The organism is Moraxella caviae (assembly GCF_002014985.1).
In the GTDB taxonomy this organism is placed as follows: Bacteria; Pseudomonadota; Gammaproteobacteria; order Pseudomonadales; family Moraxellaceae; genus Moraxella; species Moraxella caviae.
The window spans coordinates 1-20,451 of record NZ_MUXU01000007.1; the positions used below are offsets into that span (position 1 = coordinate 1).

Genomic DNA, 20,451 nt, shown 5'->3' on the forward strand with positions numbered 1-20,451 from the left:
CATACAGATTGTTGATGAAATAAAATAAGCATGGCTGTTTTTTCTACAAAGCAGTGTTCAAACACTTAGGTTGGGTGCAATTTACAAACCATGCTGGCGGTAAAATAATACGTTGTTATTTTACCTGATTGGGGTTGGGGAAGATACAAGGTTGGGCTTTAGTGAATTGTATGCTGGGTCAGCGAAGCGTAACCCAGCATATTTTCATCAAGCCAAGATGATTTTTACAAGTTTTCCATTCCGTTCACCCTTCAACAAGCTCAGGGCGAACGGTAGGGTGTAAACTCAAGACGAACGAAAAATCCCATCAAGCAGGCAAATAGGCTTTGATTTTTTCAACCAATTGATCCACTTGCGCTTTGGTGATGTCAAAACTCATCATCAGGCGGATTTCACCTGTTGCCAAATCCCAATCATAAAAATGAAAATCTTTGTGCAATTTGGCGGTGGTGTCGCTTGGCAAGATGGCAAAAACAGCGTTAGATTCTACCTTTTGGGTGATGGTAACGTTTGGTAAGTCTTTGATTTGATTGGCTAAATAAGTCGCCATCTCGTTGGCGTGGCTTGCCAGCGTCAGCCACAAGCCGCTTTGCAGCCAGTGAATGAATTGCGCAGAAATAAAGCGCAGTTTTGAGCCAAGTTGCATATGGTTTTTGCGCAGATATTTCATCGTGGTGTCAAGTGCAGGGTTTAGCACCACGATGCACTCGCCAATCAGCATGCCGTTTTTTGTGCCGCCTAGGGATAAAATGTCAATGCCTGTATCGGCGATGTCTTTAAAGATGCAGCCCAGCGTGGCACAAGCGTTTGACAAGCGTGCGCCATCGACATACACAAACAATCCACGCTCTTTGGCGTAGGCGGTGATGGCGCGCAGCTCGTCTAGGGTGTAGCAAGTGCCAAGCTCGGTGGTTTGGCTGATGTAGACGCAGGTGGGCTGTGAAGCGTGTTCGTTGCCAAGGCGGTACAACTCGGTGGCAATCAGCTCTGGGGTGAGTTTGCCGTCTTTGGTGATGATGGGCAAAAGTTTAATACCTGAGACGTATTGTGGGGCGTTGGATTCATCTCAGTTGATATGTGCGGTTTTGGCGCAGACGATGGAGCCAAAGCGCGGCAAGGTGGCGGTCAGCCCTGTGATGTTTGCGCCTGTGCCGTTAAACACAGGATAGACGCTCGCAGCGGCGCCAAAATGTTCTTTAATCATCTCGCCTAAGCGTGCGGTGTAAACGTCATAACCGTAGGCAGGTTCGTGTCCGCCATTGGCTGCATTGATGGCGGCAAGCATTTCAGGGTGTACGCCTGAGTAGTTGTCTGAAGCGAAAGAAAAAGAAGCGGTACTGTGTAGTGGTTGCATGGGTTTTCCCCTTAGAATTGTTATAATGTACGGACTAAAACCGTAACAAATCGTTTTAGATTGTTGAGCATTTAGAATGGGTATTATAACAATTCTTTTGGTATGGGGGAATGGGCAGGCGAGCAAATCAGCCGTTGTTGGGCTGATTTAACCAGCCAACGCCTTTTTCACCAAGCCGCTCACCGCCGCAGGGTCGGCTTGTCCTGTGGTTTTGTCTTTGACGGCATTCATCACGCGCCCCATGTCTTTCATGCCAGACGCGCCAAGATCGCTGATGGTTTCAGTGATGATGGCGTTCAGCGCATCTTCAGACAGCTGCTCTGGCAAAAATTGGCTGATGACGTTGATTTCAAATTGCTCTTGCTCCGCCAAATCATCACGTCCGTTAGTTTTATAGATTTCTAGCGATTCGCTGCGCTGCTTGAGCTGCTTTTGAATGATTTCTAGCACGCCTTTGTCGTCAAGTTCTACTTGATTATCAATTTCAATTTGCTTGATTGCAGCTTGTACGCCACGCAAAACTTTCACTTGCGCCATGTCTTTGGCTTTCATGGCGGTTTTGACGGCTTCGGTCAGGGTGATTTTTAGGCTCATAAGCTCTCCAGTTTTTGTTAAAGTGTTGTTAATAAATCAATTTTTGAAGTTGCTTTGTAAAGTCATTTGGCGATTTTTTAGCTGTTATTTTGCAGGGCAAGCAAGCGGTCGTACACTTCGCCTTTTTTAATGCCTAAAACTTGCGCCACGATACCGCTTGCTTTTTTTGGTGGCAATTCTTCGGCAAGTGCAAGCAGCCAATCGTCATAATTGGTGGCGGTTTTGGGCTGTTTGTTGCCTGCGATGACAAGCACGATTTCACCTTTTTGTTGATTGGCATCATTGTTAATAAATTCTAATAAATCAGCCAGCGGTAATTTTTTGATGGTTTCAAAAGTTTTGCTGATTTCTCGGCATAAAGTCGCTTCACGCTCGCCGCCAAAAACTGCCGCCATGTCCGCCACGCTTTCACAAATGCGGTGTGGCGCTTCATAAAAAATCAAGGTCTCGCTGCGGTCTTTATAGTCATTCAGCACGCTTTGGCGAGCGGCAGATTTGGCAGGCAAAAACCCCAAAAAGCTAAACTTATCTGACGGCAAACCCGCCACAGACAAGGCAGCAACCATGGCGCACGCACCTGCAATCGGTACGGTGGGCAAGCTGTGTTCGTGAGCGGTGCGCACCAAGCGAAAGCCGGGGTCTGAAATTAGTGGCGTGCCAGCATCCGAAATCAGCGCCACCGATTTACCAGCGTTTAGCATATCAATAATGCGTGCGGTTTGGCTGTCGGCATTATGCTCATGATAGGCGATGGTGGGCGTAGATATGTTAAAAAAACTTAACAATTTACCGCTGGTACGCGTGTCTTCGCAGGCAATCACATCCACAGATTTTAGCGTGTCGAGCGCGCGCTGGCTGATGTCGCCAAGATTGCCGATGGGCGTTGCGACAATGTACAGCGTACCTGCTTGAGCGTGGTGAGTATGGCGTTCAGTCATGTTGTCCGCCTTGTGTGTGCTGGGCTGATGTGTCATTTTCACTGTTTGGCAAGTTATTTGCGTTTGGTGAATTTTCTTGGGCTTGGCTTGCAGCTTGATTTTCCTTAGCTTTTGCCAAATGCAGCCACATACCCAGCGTGTCCGCCAGCTCTTCAATGCCTTCTCGCTTGAGCGCACTAAAAAGCTGAATGGAAAACGACAAACCCAGCGCAGCAAGCTGCTTTTTGGTGGCAAGCAGAGCGGCTTTTTGTGCGCCACGTTTTAATTTATCCGCCTTGGTCAGCAAAACGTGCACCGCCAAATTACCGTCTTTTGCCCAGTGCAGCATTTGCTCATCAAAATATTTGAGCGGATGGCGAATGTCGGTCAAAAGCACAAGCCCCGTCAGGCTTTCACGGTTCACTAAATAAGATTCCAACTCTTTTTGCCACTTGATTTTCATCGCTTCTGGCACTTGCGCATAGCCATAACCCGGCAAATCCACAATGCGTGCGTCAGGCGAACCCACATTAAAAAAGTTAATCATCTGTGTGCGTCCCGGTGTCTTGGACGAGCGCGCAAGCTGCTTTTGGTGGGTGATGGTATTGATGGCGGACGATTTGCCAGCGTTTGAACGCCCAGCGAACGCCACTTCAAAGCCTGTGTCGTCAGGGCAAAGTTTGAACGTTGGCGCAGAAAGCGAAAACGTGGTTTGGCGGATTTGTTTTAAGAAAAATTCGGTGTCGGTCATGGTGCAAGGCTGTGATGTTGTTTGTGGCAAAATTCGTGGTTAAAAGTGGTGAAAAATCTGTGGCTAAAATTTAAGGCTGTGCGCTTATTTGTCGCTGATTGTCAATTTTGTCGTTGGTTGTCCATTTAAAGTTGCTGGCTAAAACTACCCATAAAGCTAAAACTACCCATAAAATAGTGGCAAATCATTCGTCAAATTTTACCAATATTCAGCGAAACACAACTTTAAATAACGCATTATTTGACAATAAAAGCATGAATTTATAAGTGTATCATGAAATGCCAATTTTCCCAACGTGTTATTTTTAAGTACCAGTTTTTCAAAGTGGGAATTTGTGCAAAAAGCATACCAACGTATAAAATTTGCTTGAGCTTTGGGTGCGATGGATAAATGGTGGTTTTTGAATAATGGCGTTTTGATGCGGCGTGAACTTTGATGTGGCGTGAAAAATGGCGAAAAACCGCCAAATTTTGCGTGATTGTTACCCATTTGCCGTGTGCGTTACCAAAATCTGCTTGCAAAACCTTAAAAAACACCCATAATAACTCAAAAGACCATCATTTGTTTGCCGATTTGGCTAATCTTTGATGTGTTGTTTGGAGAATTTTTATGCAAAAAACAACATCAAAAACCATACAAATACCCATGCGCAAAACCGCACAAAAGCTCATTGTCGCCACGCTTTGTGCGTCAGTTTTGGTGAGTGCGCCTGCGGTTGCTGCGGTGGCGGATACTTACCAAAAGACTTGCGCCACTTGCCATGACAGCGGTGCGCTCAATGCGCCTAAAAAGGGCGACACTGCCATTTGGGAGCGTCTAAAATCTCAAAAAGGCATGGACGCATTGGTGCAATCCACCAAAAAAGGTATGCCGCAAATGCCTGCGATGGGTTTGTGTGGCAGTTGTTCGGATCAAGATTTTAAAGATTTGATTAACTATATGGCGAATTAAACTGCATAAAAATGCCATAAAATGACGAATTTTTTGTCAGTTTTACAAAAAATTTAGAAAAAATGTTACCAAAACCACAATTTTTGTAGGAAAATTCAGCAAGTTCTTGCTATAATAGCGAATGTTGAGAAGAATGCCTAAAATTGCACAAAGTTTGGTTTGTGGTTTTAAAAGCAAGCCAATTTAAAATATGGAATCGCAAAGGTTGGGCGCTTCGCAAGTTTTTTGTTATTTTTAATTTTGAACAAAACCCAAGACGTGGGGAAATCCCCAAAAGTTAGTAGGAAATTGTCATATGAAACCTGCAAATAAAGCCATTTTCGCCAACGTAATCCTTGCCGCGGGTGTCGGCGTTGCCAGCATGACGGCAGGCGCTGCCGTAACCGTACCGAGCTACGACATTGAAGCAGGTAAGGCAATCGTAGAAGCTAACTGTGCTGCGTGTCATGGTGCAAATGGCGTGAGTGTTGCGCCTGCACAGCCAAACCTAGGCGGTCAAAACGTCAAATATCTGTACAAGCAGCTGGTGGATTTTAAAACCCAAGCACGCCGTAACGGCATCATGGAAGCGCAGTTGGCTGGTCTGACTCAGCAGGATTTGGCAAATGTGGCTGGTTATTATGCCGCTCAAGCGCCATGGACACCGGGTTATGGCAATAAAGCCACTTATGTCGCTGCCCAAAAACTGTACCTTGGTGGCGACAAAAACCGCGGTATCATTCCATGCGCAGGCTGCCATGATCCAAAAGGCGCAGGCAATGAATGGGCGGCATTCCCACGCATTGGTGGTCAGCACGCCACTTACCTAGCGACACAGCTAAAAATGTTCCGTGCGGCAGGCCGTGAAGATGAAGGTTTGATGGCGGATCAATACCGCACCAACGATTCAGCGAAAAAAGACGAAAAAGGCATGATGCAAATCGTTGCTGCCAAGCTGTCTGACCGCGACATCAAGATTTTGTCTGAATTCTTGTCAGCGGTACACTGATTTTTGTATAAAATCGCACACACAAAAACCCCAGCTTTGGGGTTTTTTGCTATCTTTATTGTTGCGTTTTGGTGGATGGTTGGCAGAAGGTTGGCGAGCGATTGAAGAAAAATCGTTGAAATCATTTAAAAACCACTTGGTGCAATCAAAAAAACGCCAACCCAATCACGTCAGCAAATGTGCTAAAATTGGCGTGTTTGAATTGATGTGCTAAATTGATACGCTAAAATCAAAGCAAGTTTTAACCAGATTTTAACCAAGTTTTCACAAAACTAATTTAATTAAAAACCATCAAGTTCGCTTGAGTTTTTCACTGTTGGGTGAGTTATGCTTTCAAGACACACGGTATTTTTTGTGGCATCGGCATTGCCGCTATTGTTTGTCGGTTTGGTTGCGCCAAGCAAGGCGCACGAGCTGGATTTTTGGCTGATGTGGGTGCTGTCCATGACGCTGGTCGGTTTGCCGATTTTATTTGCAGAAGTGGCATTGTCGGCACGCAGCGCGGCGATGCCATGGCAAGGTATGCAAAAGCTGACGCGAGAAGCGGACGCGTCTTTGGTGTGGCGTGTGTTTGCTGGGCTGTCGGTGGTGGTGGCGATTTTAATTGCGGCAAGCATCACCGCTCGGCTGGCAGTTGGGTTTGATGCGCAAATGCCAAACGTGGCGCAGGATTTGGGCGTGCCAACGCTGGGAGTGAGTGCAGCTTTGATGGTGGTGGCGCTGATTTTGAGCTTGTTAAAAGCACGACTTTTGCCAGTGGGTTTGCTGCTTGTTGTCGCTGGAGCGCTCGTATCGCTGTTTGATGGCGGCATCATGAGCGGCGTGGCGGTGCCGATGATGACTGAATTTACGCTTGGCGAGTTTGGGCGTGCGCTGCTGCTTGCCTTGCTGTCTGTGGGCGTGGGTACGGGTCTGTACTGGTTTGGCGGCTCGGTGATTGCGCCAGTAGCGATGGCAAGTAAGAAATCTTTGGCAGGGCTGATTTTACCGATTTGGCTGACGCAACTGATTTTTGGGGCGTTTGCGCTGTTTGCAGGCAGTGCGATGGTAACGCCAGCGTCTTTTTTGGTGTCAGGCGTTGGCATGCTCTTGATTGCGGCGTTTTTGCTGTATTATGCGGCATCGCAGCTGATTGCACGCTTTGGGCTGGTGATTGGGGCGATTGCCACGCTGGTTTTGGCGGTGATTTTTAGTCCTTTGCCTGTGAGCGTGCTGCTGGTTGTGCTTGCGGTGCTAAGTTTGCTTGCGGTGCTGAATTTGGCGATTTTTGCAGGTTTTGTGATGAAAATCAGCCACTTGCGTAAGACTTTAAATTTCGGCAGTGAAGGGCGATATAACATCTGGCGAGTATTGGTGCGCATCATCGTGCCGCTGGCGGTGGTGGTTGCATTGGCTGGGCTTGTCATGGAGTGGCTGGCGTGAGTACCGATGGCAAGATTGACATTGCGCTGGCGTTTGTGGGCGAAACGGACGATGGCGCAGGCGTGCAATTTTATGAAGAAATGCAAGTGGCGGCAGGCAGCAGCATTTATCAAGCACTGCAAGAAAGCGGCTGGCTTTTGCGTGCTGAGCTTGCGGACTTTGCCAAGTGGTGTGCGGATAATGCGTGCGCCACGCCTAACCATCGTGCGTGGTTTGTCGGCATTTATAGCGAAAAACGCAGCCTGACGGACGTGCTGGCGCAGGGCGATCGCATTGAGATTTATCGTGCGCTGTCGTCCGAGCCAATGCAGCGTAGAAAACGCCGCTCCAAGCCCACCGTACGAAAACTTGGCGCACGCTCATAAGTAAAACACCGCTGATTGGCGGTGTTTTTTTTGGGGTTAAAGGTAGGTTGGTGTGATATTTGTAAGTTGGTTTTGTAAAACGTGATTCAATTGGAGTGGTGATATTATCTAGTGTTTTAACAATGGCTATCGGTGGGGTTGGTGTGTTTTTTGGGTTCTAAGCTTACCTTTCCATTCGCCCTGAGCTTGTCGAAGGGTGAACTGGCGGGGTTTTTGACCTGTTAAAAGATTAAAAAACCGTCCATGGTTCGACAAAGCTCACCACGAACGGTTTTTTGAATTGCTACGGACGGATTTCTGAATGATTTTTTAAATTACGAAGGTTTTTTAGATTATGTAGATGTCATCCACCCAATTTACAAGCCCCAAAAAATTACAACCCACACCAAAAACAAAAGCCCACCAATTGGTGAGCTTTTGTGTAGGCAGGAAACAAGATTAGAACTTGTATTCGATACCAGTTGCGATGCCGTAGCCATCAGTCTTGTTGTTGCCGTTTTCTTCTTTCAGGTATTTGCTGTAAATATGACCGATGGTGTTTTTGTTGAACGCATATTTACCGCCAACAGTAGCGCGGAATGCTTCAGCGTCTTTAGCGCCTTTTACATTGTCAACGAAATCCAGCTGACCATATACCGCCCATGGAGTTTGTGCGATTTTGTGGTGTGCAGACACTGCAAATGCGTTTTCATTGTCATTAGAGTCAAAATCAGTGTGCTGATATAGACCGCCAACGGTAGTCGCTGGAGTAATGTCATATTGACCACTCACACGCACCGCTTTTGCGCTGTCGCCAGTAACACCTAGCTGTGAAGCTTGGATATAAGTAATACCACCACGGAATGGCTGATTAGCTGGCTCGTATTTTGCACCTACGCCAAACGCATCGCCAGCTAGGTTGTCATTTGCTTGAAGTTCTTTAGCTAGATTATCAACGCTTTTGTCGGTTTTATCTTCATCAAGAGTGTACATACCTAGGAATTGTACACCGTTGTAGCTTGGAGATACGTATGCAAAAGTATTATTTGCACGCGGACCATCAATGCTTGCCAAAGTAGTGTCATGACCTAGCATTTTACCTTGACCTACACTTGCGTAGTCAATGTGGCTGTCGATTGCTTTTAGACGACCAGCAAGTAGAGTACCATATTGCTTGTTAGAAAGACCTAGGAAAGTATCACGAGACTTAAACTGTTGAGTGTCTGAATCAACTTCAATGCCATATTCTAGTTGGTATACTAGGTCGGTGTTTGCAGTCAGAGCTTCAGAACCTTTGAAGCCAATGCGAGAGTAGTTAGAGTTTAGAGAAGTACGCTCTTTGTAGTCGCCATCAATAGCGTCAAGAGTCAAGAACGCTTTACCATATACGGTAGGCGCAGCTTGTGCAGCGGTAACAGATAGAGCAGCGATTGCTGATGCTAAAAGTAGTTTTTTCATGGGTTTCTCCACATTACATTTTTAGTTTTGGGCTGCATTCGCTTGCGCCCAGTGCAATGCCTGCAAATACACACATTGCGGTTTTGTTGCTTCGTTTCCAGTACGAAAATCAGCTTACATCATAAATATGATTTACACCATTTCATGATATTTGCACGACAAACTGGCAACATTCCCACTCTACTGGCTCAAATCGTTTTAAATTTCGTTTCCAACGGTCAAAAAACGGATTCAGACAGCTATGAGTAAAGATTGATTACCAAATCCATACCGTGTTTATAGAATACCAACTTTGACATATTTTGCAACACCTTTTGATACAAATTTTTTAACTTTTTTTGTTGTTTTTTATTTTTATATTTAAAATCAATAAGTTATAAAATAAAATTTTACAAAATTTTTTGTGAATAATAAGAAAAATTCGCATTTAAAGACGCATTTTTGGACAATTTAGAAAGGATTTTCGGCAAAATTTACAAGAATTTGGCGATTTTTTATAAATTTATTGTGATAATTTTGCAAGAATTAGCAACATTGCAGTGATGTTTTTGGGGTGGTTTTGTGTATTTTTGGCATTGATGTAAATTTAATTTATAGTCATCCAATTAAATAAACCTATAATATGAATTTAAGCATAATTATAAACTCAAAACTACCCCAAACAAAAAACCCGCCCGTAGGCGAGTTTTGATTTCACAACTTTGCTGTGATTTTGGCTGCGATTAAGGCTGCTTGACAGGCAGGCTTTCACGGCCTTCAATGCGCACCACGCGGTTGTTTTCAAAATACACGCTCATGCGCTGCTCGCCATTTTTCACATCTGGCTTGCCTTTGCGCTTGCCATCCGTGCCAGCGGCGAAATCATACACATAATCCCAGCGATTTGGGTTTAGCGTATCACGCACCGCAGGGCTGCCCACCAAATACAGCACTTGGTCTGGACTCATGCCCACTTGCAGCTGGGCGGCTTTTTCTTGGGTGAGCGGCGTGCCTTGTGGCAAATCGATGGTATAAACGCGAAAAATGCTACAGCCCGACAAAGCGACTGCGCCTGCCAAAGCGATGGCGGCAAATTTTGCTGAAAATTTCATGATAAATCCGAATATTTAAGTATAAATCGTTATGATTGGCGTGCTGGCAAGGTGCTTTAAAAGCAATCCGCGTAAACACGCATTTAACCAAGCATATTACCCATAAGCGTGCAAATATGCAAGTTTAAAGTGTAATTTTCTTGTAATTGAGTGTTTTTATAAATTTGAGTTGCGCTGGTGAATGCCAAAAAATTATCCGTACTGATAAAAACTTAAAAAATTGGCAAGATTTGTTCAACTTTTATCCAACCACGCCAAAAAGTTATCTAACTGCGCCAAAAAGTACGAATTGCTTTTGTGTTCGTGGGTAAATTTTGCTAAACTATCTGCTAAATTGTGTTAGAATATCGGCTGTATTTGAGAGTTTTTCTCAATAAATGCTTTTTCATCGCCAAGACTGCCCATTGCGATATTTGCACAAAGGGCTTGCGATGACAATCAAGAATTACAAAAACAAACTACAGGTGGAATCATGGCTTTTACCAATAAAGATTTGCGTAAGGCGGGTTTGAAAGTAACCTTGCCGCGTATCAAGATTTTAGAGCTGCTGGAAAACGCAGAACATCACCACATGAGCGCAGAAGATGTGTACCGTGCGCTTGCCGAGCAGGGCGAAGACGTGGGCTTGGCGACTGTGTATCGTGTGCTGACGCAATTTGAGCAGGCGGGCATCGTTGAGCGTCATAATTTTGAGAATAATTTGTCGGTTTTTGAGATTGTGCAAGATGAACACCACGACCATTTGGTGTGCGATGTGTGCGGTAAAATCATGGAATTTCACAACCACACCATTGAAGAAGAGCAGCATAAAGTGGCTGAACAGTTTAATTTTAAACTGTCGGGACATTCTTTGGTGCTGTATGGCGTGTGCGACAGCCCAGAATGCCAAAAAGCGTCAGAAAATTGATATGTTGATGGCGAGCTGATGACAAATTGGCGGCTGGCTGAATTTGCCAGTTGTCAAAATAGCAATATGAAAAAATACCCAAATTCTTAGTGAGTTTGGGTATTTTTGTTGATTGGCGGTTAAATTTGGGAGTTGATACCTGAAATTTAACGCTTAAAATCAGTAGCTTAGCTCAGCACGGCGGTTTTGCGACCACGCTTCTTCGGTGCTACCAGCGGCAACTGGACGCTCTTCACCAAAACTTACGATTTCAATGTTGGCGGTGTTCACGCCTTTTTGGGTCAGATAGCTGCGTACGGCAGCGGCACGGCGCTCGCCCAGTGAGATGTTGTATTCACGAGAGCCGCGCTCGTCTGTATGACCTGCAACCAGCACGCGCGCGCTTGGATTGGCTTGCAAGAACGCCACTTGCTCATCCAAAATGGCGGCGGCTTGGGCGCTGATGGCGTCTGAGTCAAAGCCAAAGCGTACCACGCCTTGCAGGTTTGCGGCAGCGGCTTTGATGGCGTCAGAATTATTCACCAATGAGCCGCCTTGATACACGCTGCCTGTGTAGCCAGCCACGCCAGACGCAACTTTCACGTCTTGGTTGGTGCGGTGTGAAGCGCAGCCTGTGGCGATGATGGCACTTGCCAAGGCGATGGCGGAGATTTTAAGTAAAGACATAAGATTTCCTTTGTGTTGGGTGTTTGTTTGGATTGATTTGCTGTGTGATTTGCCTGTGCAATTTATTCATATGATTTGCCAGACAAACCAAAGTTATCAACGGTTTTATTTATCTGCCTATTATACCTAATTTTTTGCCAATGATTGCGAGTTTTTTGTGAATTTGGTAGTATGGCAAAAGATTTTTGCTTGGACGTGTTTGATTTGCACGTTTGATTTGTATGCTTTACTTGCGCATTGAGTGTGCGTGCGTAAATTTGCGCTAAATTGGCGTTGCCCAAGCGTTTGGCTGATGAATGAGACGATTTAAAATAAAGTAAGAGTAAAGATGATGACTGACACCACCCAAAAAATTTATCTTAAGGACTACACGCCGCCAGCTTTTGCGGTAGAAAGTATTGATTTGGACATTCGCTTATTTGATGAGTATGCCACGGTGGGCGCAAAATTAAGCGTGGCACGGCAATCGGCAGGCGAGCTTGAGCTGTTTGGGCGTGCGCTTTCGCTTTTGGACGTGCGTGTCAATGGCAAGGCGCTCAATGCAGACGAGTACACGCTTGATGATGAGCGTTTGCATTTACATGATGTGCCAGACGTTGCCACGATTGAGACGCTGGTGCGCATTACGCCGCAAACCAACACCACGCTTGAAGGCTTGTACCAAGCAGGCACAGGCGATAATGCGATGTTTGTCACGCAGTGCGAGCCTGAAGGCTTTCGTAAAATCACCTTTTTTCCAGACCGCCCAGATGTGCTGTGCGTTTATACCACGCGCGTGGAAGCGGATAAAAAATATCCGATTTTGCTTGCCAATGGTAATTTGCTGGAGGTAGGCGACGCAGGCGATGAGCGTCATTTTGCCATTTGGCACGACCCCACCAAAAAGCCAAGCTATCTGTTTGCCTGCGTGATTGCGGATTTGCAAGTGATGAGCGATCATTACACCACCATAGAAGGGCGTGATGTGCTGCTGGAAATTTATGCGGCGGCGCAAGACATTGACAAATGCCACGTTGCCATGCAGGCGCTCAAAGACGCCATGCGCTGGGACGAAGAAAATTATGGGCGTGCGTATGACCTTGACCGCTATATGATTGTGGCGACAGGGCAATTTAACATGGGCGCGATGGAAAATAAGGGCTTGAATATTTTTAACACGTCTTGCACCTTATCAAGCCCAGAAACCACCACCGATGAGCGCAGTTTTTTTGTCAAATCGGTGATTGCGCATGAATATTTTCATAACTGGACGGGCAATCGCATTACTTGCCGTGATTGGTTTCAGCTGTGCCTAAAAGAAGGCTTTACCGTGTTTCGTGATCAGAGCTTTTCTGGCGATTTTTGCTCAAAAGCGGTGCAGCGCATTGAAGATGTGGCAACGCTGCGAGCGGCACAATTTCCCGAAGACGCAGGGCCTTTGGCGCATCCAGTTCGCCCAGAGAGCTTTGTGGAGATTAACAATTTTTACACCATGACGGTGTACGAAAAAGGCGCAGAAATCGTGCGCATGATTGCCAATCTTTTGGGCAAAGAAAAATTCCGCCAAGGCACGGACGAATATTTTCGCCGTTATGACGGGCAAGCGGTAACGGTGGAAGACTTTTTGTCTGCCTTATCGGTGGCAGATGCGCGTGTGCTTGATTTTCTGGCGTGGTATCGCCAGCCGGGTACGTCTTTGGTGTCTGGCGATTTTGTCTTTGATGAAAACAGCGGCGTGCTGACGGTGAATTTGGCGCAAAAAACTCGCCATGTGCCAAATTTTGCTGCGCCTGTGGCATTGCCAATTCCTGTGGCGACTGCGGTATTTGACAGCAAGACGGGCAAGCTGCTTGCCGAAAAAATGCTGCTTTTGACGAAGGCAGAAGACAGCTTTACTTTTGATGATTTGCCTCTTGACAAGGGCGCTGCGCCTTTGGTGTCGGTGCTGCGTGATTTTTCTGCGCCTGTGAATTTGGATTTTGCGTACAGTGATGAAGATTTGGCGAAACTTGCCGCCTTTGAAACGCAAGGATTTAACCGCTGGCAAGCAGTGCAAACGCTGGTGAATCGCTTGCTGTTTGGTAAGTCAGAGCGTGTGGATTTGCTGATTGAAGCCTTGCAAGTTGCCGTGCCGAAACTTTTGGATTCAGATGCCATGCTTGCGGCAAGATTGTTTGATTTGCCAAGCGAAAAAGAGCTGGCGATGGGCTATGAAACTAATTATCAACCACAAGCGGTGAAAGCGGCGCGTGATGCACTCAAAGCGCAAGTTGCCAGTGCTTTGCGTGATGAGATTGCTGCTTGGTATCATGCCTTGCCTGCCGAAAGCTACACCGACACACCGCAGGCGCGTGGGCGCAGATTGCTTAAAAATGTGCTGCTGGATTTGGCACTGAGCGCACGCATTGACGCTGCCGCTGACTGGGCGTATGAGCGTTATGAAAATGCCAGCTGCATGAGCGAGCGACTGGGTGCATTATCAGCGATGGTGGATTTTGCCTTGCCAAAAGCGGCGCAGTATTTGGCGGACTTTTATGAGCGTTTTGCTGATGAAGAGTTGGTGATTGATTTGTGGTTTAGTGTGCAGGCGGGCGCGGCAACGTCAAGCGTGGCGGACATTGCCGCACTGATGGCAAGAAGTGATTACGACTGGCAAACGCCAAATCGTGTGCGCACGACACTGGGCGGCTTGGCAGCCAAACCTACCATGCTGTGGACGCAGGCAGGGCTTGATTTGTATTTGTCAGCGGTGGAAAAATTGGACGCACTAAATCCTGTGATTGCCGCGCGCTTGCTTTCGGCATTGGCGCGCTGGTACACGCTGGGTGCAGCCGATAAAGCGATGGCGCAGGATAAGCTCACCGCCTTACAAGCCAAAGTGAGCTCTAAAAACGTGCGTGAATATTTGGATAATTTGCTGGACGACAGCCTTTTGGCGAAAGCGTAATTGAAAAATGCCATGATTACAAAGTCTGCTCATCATTCGCCCGTGTGTCCGCCTTGGTATTATCGGCTGGCGATTGCGCTGGCACGTCCTATTTATCGGCTTTTGGTGTGGAAAAAATCACGCACTCGCACGACTTATCAGCGTGAAGCGGCTGAAAGATTTGGGCGTGCGTTTTTGCCTGTACCAAGCGCTGTGGATAACTTGCAAAACACGCACGACAATCAGGCGCAATTTGGGCGGTTTTCGCAGGGTTTGCCAGCAGGCAATGGCAGGCTGATTTGGTGTCATGCGGTGTCGCTTGGTGAGATTAACACCGCATTTCCTATGCTAAAAATCCTTTTAAATCAAGGTTTTAGGCTTTGGATTACCAGCACCACGCAGACAGGATTTGCACGCACGGCAGCACTGTTTGCTGATGAGCTTGGCAAGTCGGTGAATCACAGCTTTGTGCCTGTGGACAGTGCGCCAGTGGTGCGCAGGTTTTTGCGCCATGTGCAGCCTGCACTTGCGGTTTTCATAGAAACCGAGCTGTGGGCGACAACGCTGTATGAACTAAAACGTGCCAAAATTCCTGCGGTAATGGTAAATGCACGCTTGAGCGAAAAATCGTACGCCAGCTATGCCAAATTTGCCACCGTGAGCGCAGGCATGATGGCGAATTTAACCAAAATCATCGCCCAAGATGAAAAATCTGCCGAAAGGTTTGTTGCACTTGGGGCGAGCGATGATAAAGTGGTGCGTGCGCCATCGCTGAAATGGGCGCAGGCGGGGCAGTGGAGCGCGGCGCATGATGCGCTTTACGCTAAGGTTTGTGCGTGGCTTGGGGTTGATGGCAATTCCAAGATTAGCACCAACGCCAATTTTTCCAATACTGCAAATCCACGCCGTCCGATTTGGGTGATGGCAAGCACGCACGACACCGAAGAGTGTTTGGCATTGCTTGCCCATCAAAAGGTGCTAAGCTGTGAGCCAAATGCACTGCTGATTTTGGTGCCACGCCACCCAGAGCGTTTTGATGACGTGGCAAAGCTGTGCGCCGAGCTGGGTTTTGCGCCTGCACGCCGTGCGCATGATGATGCCATCAAGGCGGACACGCAGGTGTATTTGGCAGATAGTATGGGCGAGCTTTTGGTGTGGTATCGCACGGCTGATGTGGCGGTGGTGGCAGGGTCGTTTGTCGATGTGGGCGGTCATAATCCGATTGAGCCTGCAAGTTTTGCCAAGCCTGTCATCATGGGCGAATTTGTCAAAAATTGTGAGCTTTTGGTGCAAAAACTTGCCCAAGCAGGTGCGCTCATGCAGGTGAAAAACACGCCTGATGAGCTGGCGAATGCGCTTTTGGTGTATTTGTGCGACCAACAAAAAGCCGAGCGTGCAGGACAAGCTGGCAAGACGCTGACCGAGCGTTATGCCAATGCCGCTTGGGTGCAGGCGAGTTTGACGCTTGCGGTGCTGGGCGATGAAATGTGATAAAAGCTAATAAATTCAATGAGTTGTCAATAAGCTGTGTTTTATCAGCCGAATTTATGGTTTTGCCAAGCGATTGACAGTTATGCTGAACTTGATACCGCCAATCATCGTTAAATCATCAATTTTACCAAAGTGCTTTTACTCATCTGATTTTCGCTAAATCGTTGTTCACAGCTTATTTTTACCAATCCATTTTTTATCAACCACCGCAACGTTAATCCCATCATGAATTTACTGATTTTGCCAGCTGCCGCCTTTGAGCCAGTCATTAGTCAAGAAAAAACTTGCCACTCTAATGGCGCTTATCACGCCAGCAAACACACCGCCACCATCACCGATGGCGAGCAGCTGCGCCACATCAAGATGGTGCTGGGTGCAGGCGTTGGCGATACGCTAAAAATTGGCGTGCTTGGTGGGAAAATTGGTACTGGGGTGATTGCTGGGCTTGACGATGATAAGGCGGTGCTTGGTGATGTGGTGCTGGACACTGCACCGCCTGACAAACTGGGTGTAACGCTGATTTTGGCATTGCCGCGCCCAAAGGTGCTGCGCCGCTTGGTGATGGATATGACGGCACTTGGTGTGAATCACATTGTGCTGATGAACAGCTATCGCACCGATAAAAGCTACTGGGGTTCGCCGCTGCTTGGCAGGCTTGATGAGTTTGTGCTTGAAGGCTTGCAGCAGGGCGTGGATACCGTGCCGCCAAAAATCACGCTTGCCAAGCGTTTTAAGCCTTTTGTGCAAGACAGCTTGCCGTCCATCATCACCCAAAGCAGCGATAAAACGCCAGCCAAGGCGGTGGTGTGCCACCCGTATGCGGACGTAGGTTTTGGCGAGATGGCAGTGCAAGGCTTGCCAAGCGTGGTTATCATTGGCGCAGAAGGCGGTTTTATTCCTTATGAAATTGAGCTTTTGCGCTCGGTGGGCGTGCAGGCGGTGGGCTTGGGCAAGCGCATTTTGCGCACCGAAAGCGCGGTTAATGCGGTGCTGGGGCGTTGGCTTTTGTAGGGTTTGGGTGAGCATAAAAACTGCTCAAAAACCGTTCGTGGTTTTAAAAAACCGTTTAAAAAAATTGTTTGTGATTTAAAAAATCGTTCGTGGTGAGCTTGTCGAACCATGGACGGTTTTTTAGGTTTATACCTTCCACCAGTTCGACCCTTTAGCAAGCTCAGGGCGAACGGATAAAATCACACTAAACCTAGTGGCGGCAGGTTGGTATGGTGTTGCGCCGTAGGTTGGGCTAGTGCAGTGTAACCCAACATTTTATAAGACAAGCCAAACCCAAAGCGTTGGGTTTTCGCTCTGCTCAACCCAACTTACATATCGCACCGTAATTCAACGTACATATCGTTCCTTAATCCAACTTACATATCGTCTCGTAACCTAACTTACATATCGTGCTTTAATCCAACTCACGCATCGCCTTCAAATTCATCACCAAGCACCAAACCTGCACCATCTTTACTCGCCAAAACGTGCAAATACCGCCCCATCAACCGATACGGCAGCTGGCGACTATAACGCAGCTCCATTTGAATCACCGCTTCAGGATTGGTCAGACCGCCACGCTTGAGCGGCGCATAATCGCTAAACACACGCACGCCAGAGCGCAGCAAAGTGCGATAACCATAAGCGTCCAGCCAGCGCTCCACGTCTTTGGCGGCGACAGGGTGATTTGGCGTCAGGCTTTTGTTGTCGGCAGGTTTTGGTGCGTCCAGCTGATAAAAATTGCCCATTACCAGATTGCGGTACACAAGGCTTGCAGGATTATAAAAGCACAGCGACAGCACGCCACAATCCACCAAATACCGCTCAAAAAACGCCATGATTTCATCAGGCTCGCCCAGCCATTCTAAAAGCGCATGGCATAAAATCACGTCAAATTTTTCATCGTGCAGCACGTTTGGCAGCGTTTGATAAGGCGCTGTGATAAAACGCGCGTCTATGCCGTCTGCCTGTGCTTTGGCGCGCGCCTTGTCCAGCATGGCAGCAGAGATGTCGTTAATCGTGCAGTGATGACCTTGTGCGGCAAGCGATAGGCTGATTTGCCCAAGCCCTGCGCCCACGTCCAAAATACGCAATTTGCGCCCAAGTTTGGCTTCCAGTGCTGCCACCATCTCGCCAATATCGCGGTTTAGCACCGCCAAGCGAATTTGCCCTTTAAGTCCGCCATAAACTTTACGCTCAAAATGATCGGCAATCGCATCAAAATTGCGGTCTTGCGCTGAATTTTCGCTGAAATTTGTGTCTGATTTTGGTGAATTTGATGAAGTGGTGTGATTTTTTGAGTTGTGGTTTGTCATGGCTAAAAAGTTACTGGTTTTCAATTTTTGATGTGCGATTGGTGCTTGCTTTTATTTTAAGTAAACTTGGTTTGGTAAAGGCGTTGTCTAAGTGGCGCTGGTCGGATTTGTTGTGCTTTTGCAACGGTTGGTTAATAAATGTTAAAGCGTGAAATTTTCTCCATTACACCGCTATCAATGGCGGCTGTCTGTGCTATAATGGCGGTTTGACAGTGCGTCTGTGCTATTGTAGCACATTTATCATGGCGATATGCATGGCAAATATGTGCGGCAAAACCATCGCTTGGTAAGTTTAACTTTTTCAGCCAAGCGATAAACCAAACCGATGAAATGTAAATTGCGCGCTGATTATAAATGATTTGCTTAAAAATAGTAGGTTTGTAAAACTTGCAACCTTACAAGCAACCAGTTTTTAAAATTTAATCAAACAGTTAAATTAAAATTTATAACCAAATATCATCAGACAAGCAGCAAAATCAAAACCCAAAAAGAGTGTTTATCATGAAAAAAAATACTGCATTGATGTGGCTTGCAGTGCCGACCGTAGCGGCGTTGGCATTGGTAGGCTGCGGCGAATCCAAAAAAGAGCAGGCGAGCGAAGATGACATCGTGGTCGTTGAGCCTGTGGTGCAAGACATTGCCGTGATGTGCGATGACGCAGGGCTGAAAAATCGCCTTGTTGATGCGCTGAACGTGGCTTTGCTTGATGAGTCGCTGCTTTTGACGCGCGATTATGGCGCAGACGATGCCGAAGCGCTTGAACAGCTGGTGCGCCAAAAAATCGCAGGGCTTGACATCACGGTGCAAAATGTACAAAACGCCAGCGGTCAGTGCAATGCGGACGTGTCGTTCACGCTTGGCATGAATGATGTAACTTTTGCCAATGCAGCATTTGAAGCGCAGGGCTTGCCAATGCTTGATGAGCAGGCGGCCGAGGCTCGTGCGGCATTGGTGGGTAATCAGCGCATTGTGGCGAATCGTTTGGCGTATGATATTGAAGGCAATAAAGCCGTGCTGGACGATGACAGTGTGGTAGGGCTTTTGGCAAATACCATCGTTACGGCAGCAGCAGCGATGGCAGAAGATGTGCAAGGCGCGACCGCAAGCCCACGCCTAGCGGTGGAAGAGCCGATTGCCGCTCCACGCATTGAGCCACGCCAAGCGCCTGGGCCTAGAGTTGTACCAAGAGATACTTCTGTGTCGGCAACTGATACGCCTGCGCCACGTTCTCGTGCGCAAGAGCCTAATCGTGCCAGCGAGAAGCCAAAACCAGCTACTCAACCAGCAACTCGTAAGCCTGTTCAGAGTCAGTCTGCTCGCACCGAACCATCTCGTTCAGGTCCAGCCGCTACTCAAGCAACAGGTCCAGCAGCTTCTACGCCAGCACCTGTTCGTGGTCCGGCCGCTTCTGAGCCTGCCCGCGGCCCAGCGTCTGAAGCGGTAGCACCTGCTCGTGGTCCGGCCGCTTCAGCAGCTCAAGACAGTCCTCCGGGCCCAGCTGCGTCAGCACCTGCTCGTGGCCCAGCCGCTGAGCAACCAATGGGGCCGGCCGCTGGTCGTCATGATGATGCAGGCATCACCATCATCGAAAGTGATGACACTTACTAAGATGGTGTAAAACTAACCAATTGGTTATTCGCTGTTAATACCAAACAAGCCCAAAAGTTGATTGCTTTTGGGCTTGTTTTTTGATTTGGGTTTTGGCTTGGCTTGATGGCGTTTGCCAAGTTGGTTCGATGGTTTGGTTGTGGTTTTTTGTCGGCTTTTTATCGGTGGTTTTAATAACAGCTTTTATCAAGATTTTTGATGTTACACTTTTTCCAAACCGCCATCTTTATTGACATCGGTCAGTGCTTCGTCAATGATTTTTTGGCTGACGCCTTTTTTGCGCAGCTTTTCAATGAATAATGTGTCGTGCGCTAGGGTGTAGTTGCAGTTATCACGGTCAAGCCCTTGGCGGATGTACAGGCGAATCAGTCCTTGAATGCGGTTAAAACCGTGCTGTCCTGCGGTCTCTTCTAGGTGTTTGATGATTTCTTCAGACAGGCGCAAATGCACAGGGCGCATGATGACTTCAGGGTGATTGGAAAATTTATTTTTGATTTTTGGGGAAAGCATGGGTCGTCCTTTTGATGTGTTTGTTGTGAATTTTCGCTATTATAACACGCTGCGTGCGCAATGATAAGGGCATTTGTCAAGGGGCTGTACTAGATTAGCCCTAAATCCCACACCATTTTCTTAAAGTTTTTAGCTTTTGTGATGGTGTACCATAGTTAAATCTAAACTCGCATTCTTTGATAAAAAGA

Annotated in this window: 17 protein-coding genes and 2 pseudogenes; 9 read left to right on the forward strand and 10 right to left on the reverse strand. The window is 47.3% G+C overall.

The genetic code is table 11. The features are described from left to right. Positions 1–307: 307 nt before the first annotated feature. The 4 genes and pseudogenes from B0181_RS00980 to yihA form a co-directional block, all read right to left on the reverse strand. Positions 308–1,354 (reverse strand): annotated as a pseudogene (locus B0181_RS00980) (threonine aldolase family protein). Positions 1,355–1,501: 147 nt separating this feature from the next. After that, entirely contained in the window at positions 1,502–1,948 is a 447-nt protein-coding gene (locus tag B0181_RS00985; protein WP_078275635.1) for a GatB/YqeY domain-containing protein, read from the reverse strand. Between the two features lie 77 nt (positions 1,949–2,025). Further along, positions 2,026–2,886 (reverse strand): 16S rRNA (cytidine(1402)-2'-O)-methyltransferase, encoded by an 861-nt coding sequence (gene rsmI, locus B0181_RS00990; RefSeq protein WP_078275636.1) that lies wholly within the window; start codon positions 2,884–2,886, stop codon positions 2,026–2,028. Next, positions 2,879–3,616 carry a ribosome biogenesis GTP-binding protein YihA/YsxC gene (gene yihA / locus B0181_RS00995; RefSeq protein ID WP_078275637.1) on the reverse strand — a complete coding sequence of 246 codons (738 nt, stop codon included), beginning with the start codon at positions 3,614–3,616 and terminating at the stop codon, positions 2,879–2,881. Before yihA ends, rsmI begins: the two co-directional genes overlap by 8 nt. 609 nt (positions 3,617–4,225) lie before the next feature. On the opposite strand from yihA, the gene B0181_RS01005 reads away from it, so the two are divergent. The 4 genes from B0181_RS01005 to B0181_RS01020 all read left to right on the forward strand — a co-directional run bounded on the left by B0181_RS01005 (position 4,226) and on the right by B0181_RS01020 (position 7,342). Continuing rightward, positions 4,226–4,567, forward strand: coding sequence for a c-type cytochrome (locus tag B0181_RS01005; protein WP_078275639.1), 342 nt, complete (start codon positions 4,226–4,228; stop codon positions 4,565–4,567). A gap of 295 nt (positions 4,568–4,862) precedes the next feature. Further along, on the forward strand, positions 4,863–5,555 hold the full coding sequence (locus tag B0181_RS01010) for a c-type cytochrome (protein ID WP_078275640.1): 693 nt from the start codon (positions 4,863–4,865) through the stop codon (positions 5,553–5,555). Between the two features lie 327 nt (positions 5,556–5,882). After that, complete coding sequence (locus B0181_RS01015) at positions 5,883–6,977, forward strand: hypothetical protein (protein ID WP_078275641.1); 1,095 nt, start codon at positions 5,883–5,885, stop codon at positions 6,975–6,977. Next, on the forward strand, positions 6,974–7,342 hold the full coding sequence (locus tag B0181_RS01020) for an RnfH family protein (protein WP_078275642.1): 369 nt from the start codon (positions 6,974–6,976) through the stop codon (positions 7,340–7,342). The genes B0181_RS01015 and B0181_RS01020 overlap by 4 nt, the downstream gene beginning before the upstream one ends. A 438-nt stretch (positions 7,343–7,780) precedes the next feature. Here the strand turns inward: B0181_RS01020 and B0181_RS01025 are convergent, their stop codons facing one another. Then, positions 7,781–8,779 (reverse strand): porin, encoded by a 999-nt coding sequence (locus tag B0181_RS01025; RefSeq protein ID WP_078275643.1) that lies wholly within the window; start codon positions 8,777–8,779, stop codon positions 7,781–7,783. A gap of 722 nt (positions 8,780–9,501) precedes the next feature. Next, positions 9,502–9,870, reverse strand: a complete 369-nt coding sequence (locus B0181_RS01030) for an outer membrane protein assembly factor BamE (RefSeq protein ID WP_115338066.1) — start codon at positions 9,868–9,870, stop codon at positions 9,502–9,504. 472 nt (positions 9,871–10,342) lie between these two features. On the opposite strand from B0181_RS01030, the gene fur reads away from it, so the two are divergent. Beyond that, entirely contained in the window at positions 10,343–10,777 is a 435-nt protein-coding gene (fur, locus tag B0181_RS01035; RefSeq protein WP_078275645.1) for a ferric iron uptake transcriptional regulator, read from the forward strand. Positions 10,778–10,936: 159 nt separating this feature from the next. On the opposite strand, the gene pal is transcribed toward fur, so the two are convergent. After that, positions 10,937–11,443, reverse strand: a complete 507-nt coding sequence (pal, locus tag B0181_RS01040) for a peptidoglycan-associated lipoprotein Pal (RefSeq protein WP_078275646.1) — start codon at positions 11,441–11,443, stop codon at positions 10,937–10,939. Between the two features lie 331 nt (positions 11,444–11,774). Between pal and pepN the strand changes: the two genes are divergently transcribed. From pepN to B0181_RS01060, 3 genes are all read left to right on the forward strand, one after another. After that, positions 11,775–14,369 carry an aminopeptidase N gene (gene pepN, locus B0181_RS01050; RefSeq protein WP_078275651.1) on the forward strand — a complete coding sequence of 865 codons (2,595 nt, stop codon included), beginning with the start codon at positions 11,775–11,777 and terminating at the stop codon, positions 14,367–14,369. Positions 14,370–14,381: 12 nt separating this feature from the next. Then, positions 14,382–15,839 carry a 3-deoxy-D-manno-octulosonic acid transferase gene (locus B0181_RS01055; protein WP_078275652.1) on the forward strand — a complete coding sequence of 486 codons (1,458 nt, stop codon included), beginning with the start codon at positions 14,382–14,384 and terminating at the stop codon, positions 15,837–15,839. A gap of 225 nt (positions 15,840–16,064) precedes the next feature. Continuing rightward, a complete protein-coding gene (locus B0181_RS01060) occupies positions 16,065–16,850 on the forward strand; it encodes a 16S rRNA (uracil(1498)-N(3))-methyltransferase (RefSeq protein ID WP_078275648.1) in 786 nt (261 codons plus the stop codon). A 404-nt stretch (positions 16,851–17,254) separates the two neighbouring features. Here B0181_RS01060 and B0181_RS01065 read toward each other — a convergent pair whose 3' ends face one another. Beyond that, positions 17,255–18,145 carry a methyltransferase domain-containing protein gene (locus tag B0181_RS01065; protein WP_078275653.1) on the reverse strand — a complete coding sequence of 297 codons (891 nt, stop codon included), beginning with the start codon at positions 18,143–18,145 and terminating at the stop codon, positions 17,255–17,257. Positions 18,146–18,646: 501 nt separating this feature from the next. Between B0181_RS01065 and B0181_RS01070 the strand changes: the two genes are divergently transcribed. Continuing rightward, on the forward strand, positions 18,647–19,753 hold the full coding sequence (locus B0181_RS01070) for a hypothetical protein (RefSeq protein WP_078275649.1): 1,107 nt from the start codon (positions 18,647–18,649) through the stop codon (positions 19,751–19,753). 201 nt (positions 19,754–19,954) lie between these two features. Here B0181_RS01070 and B0181_RS01075 read toward each other — a convergent pair whose 3' ends face one another. Both B0181_RS01075 and B0181_RS11860 read right to left on the reverse strand, forming a co-directional pair. Next, positions 19,955–20,263: a CopG family transcriptional regulator gene (locus tag B0181_RS01075; protein WP_078275650.1), complete on the reverse strand. Its 309-nt coding sequence runs from the start codon at positions 20,261–20,263 to the stop codon at positions 19,955–19,957. A 100-nt stretch (positions 20,264–20,363) separates the two neighbouring features. Continuing rightward, positions 20,364–20,451 (reverse strand): annotated as a pseudogene (locus B0181_RS11860) (IS1595 family transposase); the annotation flags it as partial.

Excerpts from the sequence above, each read along its gene's own strand:
- B0181_RS01060 (WP_078275648.1), top strand. The coding sequence starts at position 16,065 with ATGAATTTACTGATTTTGCCAGCTGCCGCCTTTGAGCCAGTCATTAGT.
- B0181_RS01025 (WP_078275643.1), bottom strand. The coding sequence starts at position 8,779 with ATGAAAAAACTACTTTTAGCATCAGCAATCGCTGCTCTATCTGTTACC.
- B0181_RS01030 (WP_115338066.1), bottom strand. The coding sequence starts at position 9,870 with ATGAAATTTTCAGCAAAATTTGCCGCCATCGCTTTGGCAGGCGCAGTC.
- B0181_RS01015 (WP_078275641.1), top strand. The coding sequence starts at position 5,883 with ATGCTTTCAAGACACACGGTATTTTTTGTGGCATCGGCATTGCCGCTA.
- B0181_RS01075 (WP_078275650.1), bottom strand. The coding sequence starts at position 20,263 with ATGCTTTCCCCAAAAATCAAAAATAAATTTTCCAATCACCCTGAAGTC.
- yihA (WP_078275637.1), bottom strand. The coding sequence starts at position 3,616 with ATGACCGACACCGAATTTTTCTTAAAACAAATCCGCCAAACCACGTTT.
- B0181_RS01070 (WP_078275649.1), top strand. The coding sequence starts at position 18,647 with ATGAAAAAAAATACTGCATTGATGTGGCTTGCAGTGCCGACCGTAGCG.
- rsmI (WP_078275636.1), bottom strand. The coding sequence starts at position 2,886 with ATGACTGAACGCCATACTCACCACGCTCAAGCAGGTACGCTGTACATT.
- fur (WP_078275645.1), top strand. The coding sequence starts at position 10,343 with ATGGCTTTTACCAATAAAGATTTGCGTAAGGCGGGTTTGAAAGTAACC.
- B0181_RS01010 (WP_078275640.1), top strand. The coding sequence starts at position 4,863 with ATGAAACCTGCAAATAAAGCCATTTTCGCCAACGTAATCCTTGCCGCG.
- pal (WP_078275646.1), bottom strand. The coding sequence starts at position 11,443 with ATGTCTTTACTTAAAATCTCCGCCATCGCCTTGGCAAGTGCCATCATC.
- B0181_RS01055 (WP_078275652.1), top strand. The coding sequence starts at position 14,382 with ATGATTACAAAGTCTGCTCATCATTCGCCCGTGTGTCCGCCTTGGTAT.
- pepN (WP_078275651.1), top strand. The coding sequence starts at position 11,775 with ATGACTGACACCACCCAAAAAATTTATCTTAAGGACTACACGCCGCCA.
- B0181_RS01005 (WP_078275639.1), top strand. The coding sequence starts at position 4,226 with ATGCAAAAAACAACATCAAAAACCATACAAATACCCATGCGCAAAACC.
- B0181_RS00985 (WP_078275635.1), bottom strand. The coding sequence starts at position 1,948 with ATGAGCCTAAAAATCACCCTGACCGAAGCCGTCAAAACCGCCATGAAA.
- B0181_RS01065 (WP_078275653.1), bottom strand. The coding sequence starts at position 18,145 with ATGACAAACCACAACTCAAAAAATCACACCACTTCATCAAATTCACCA.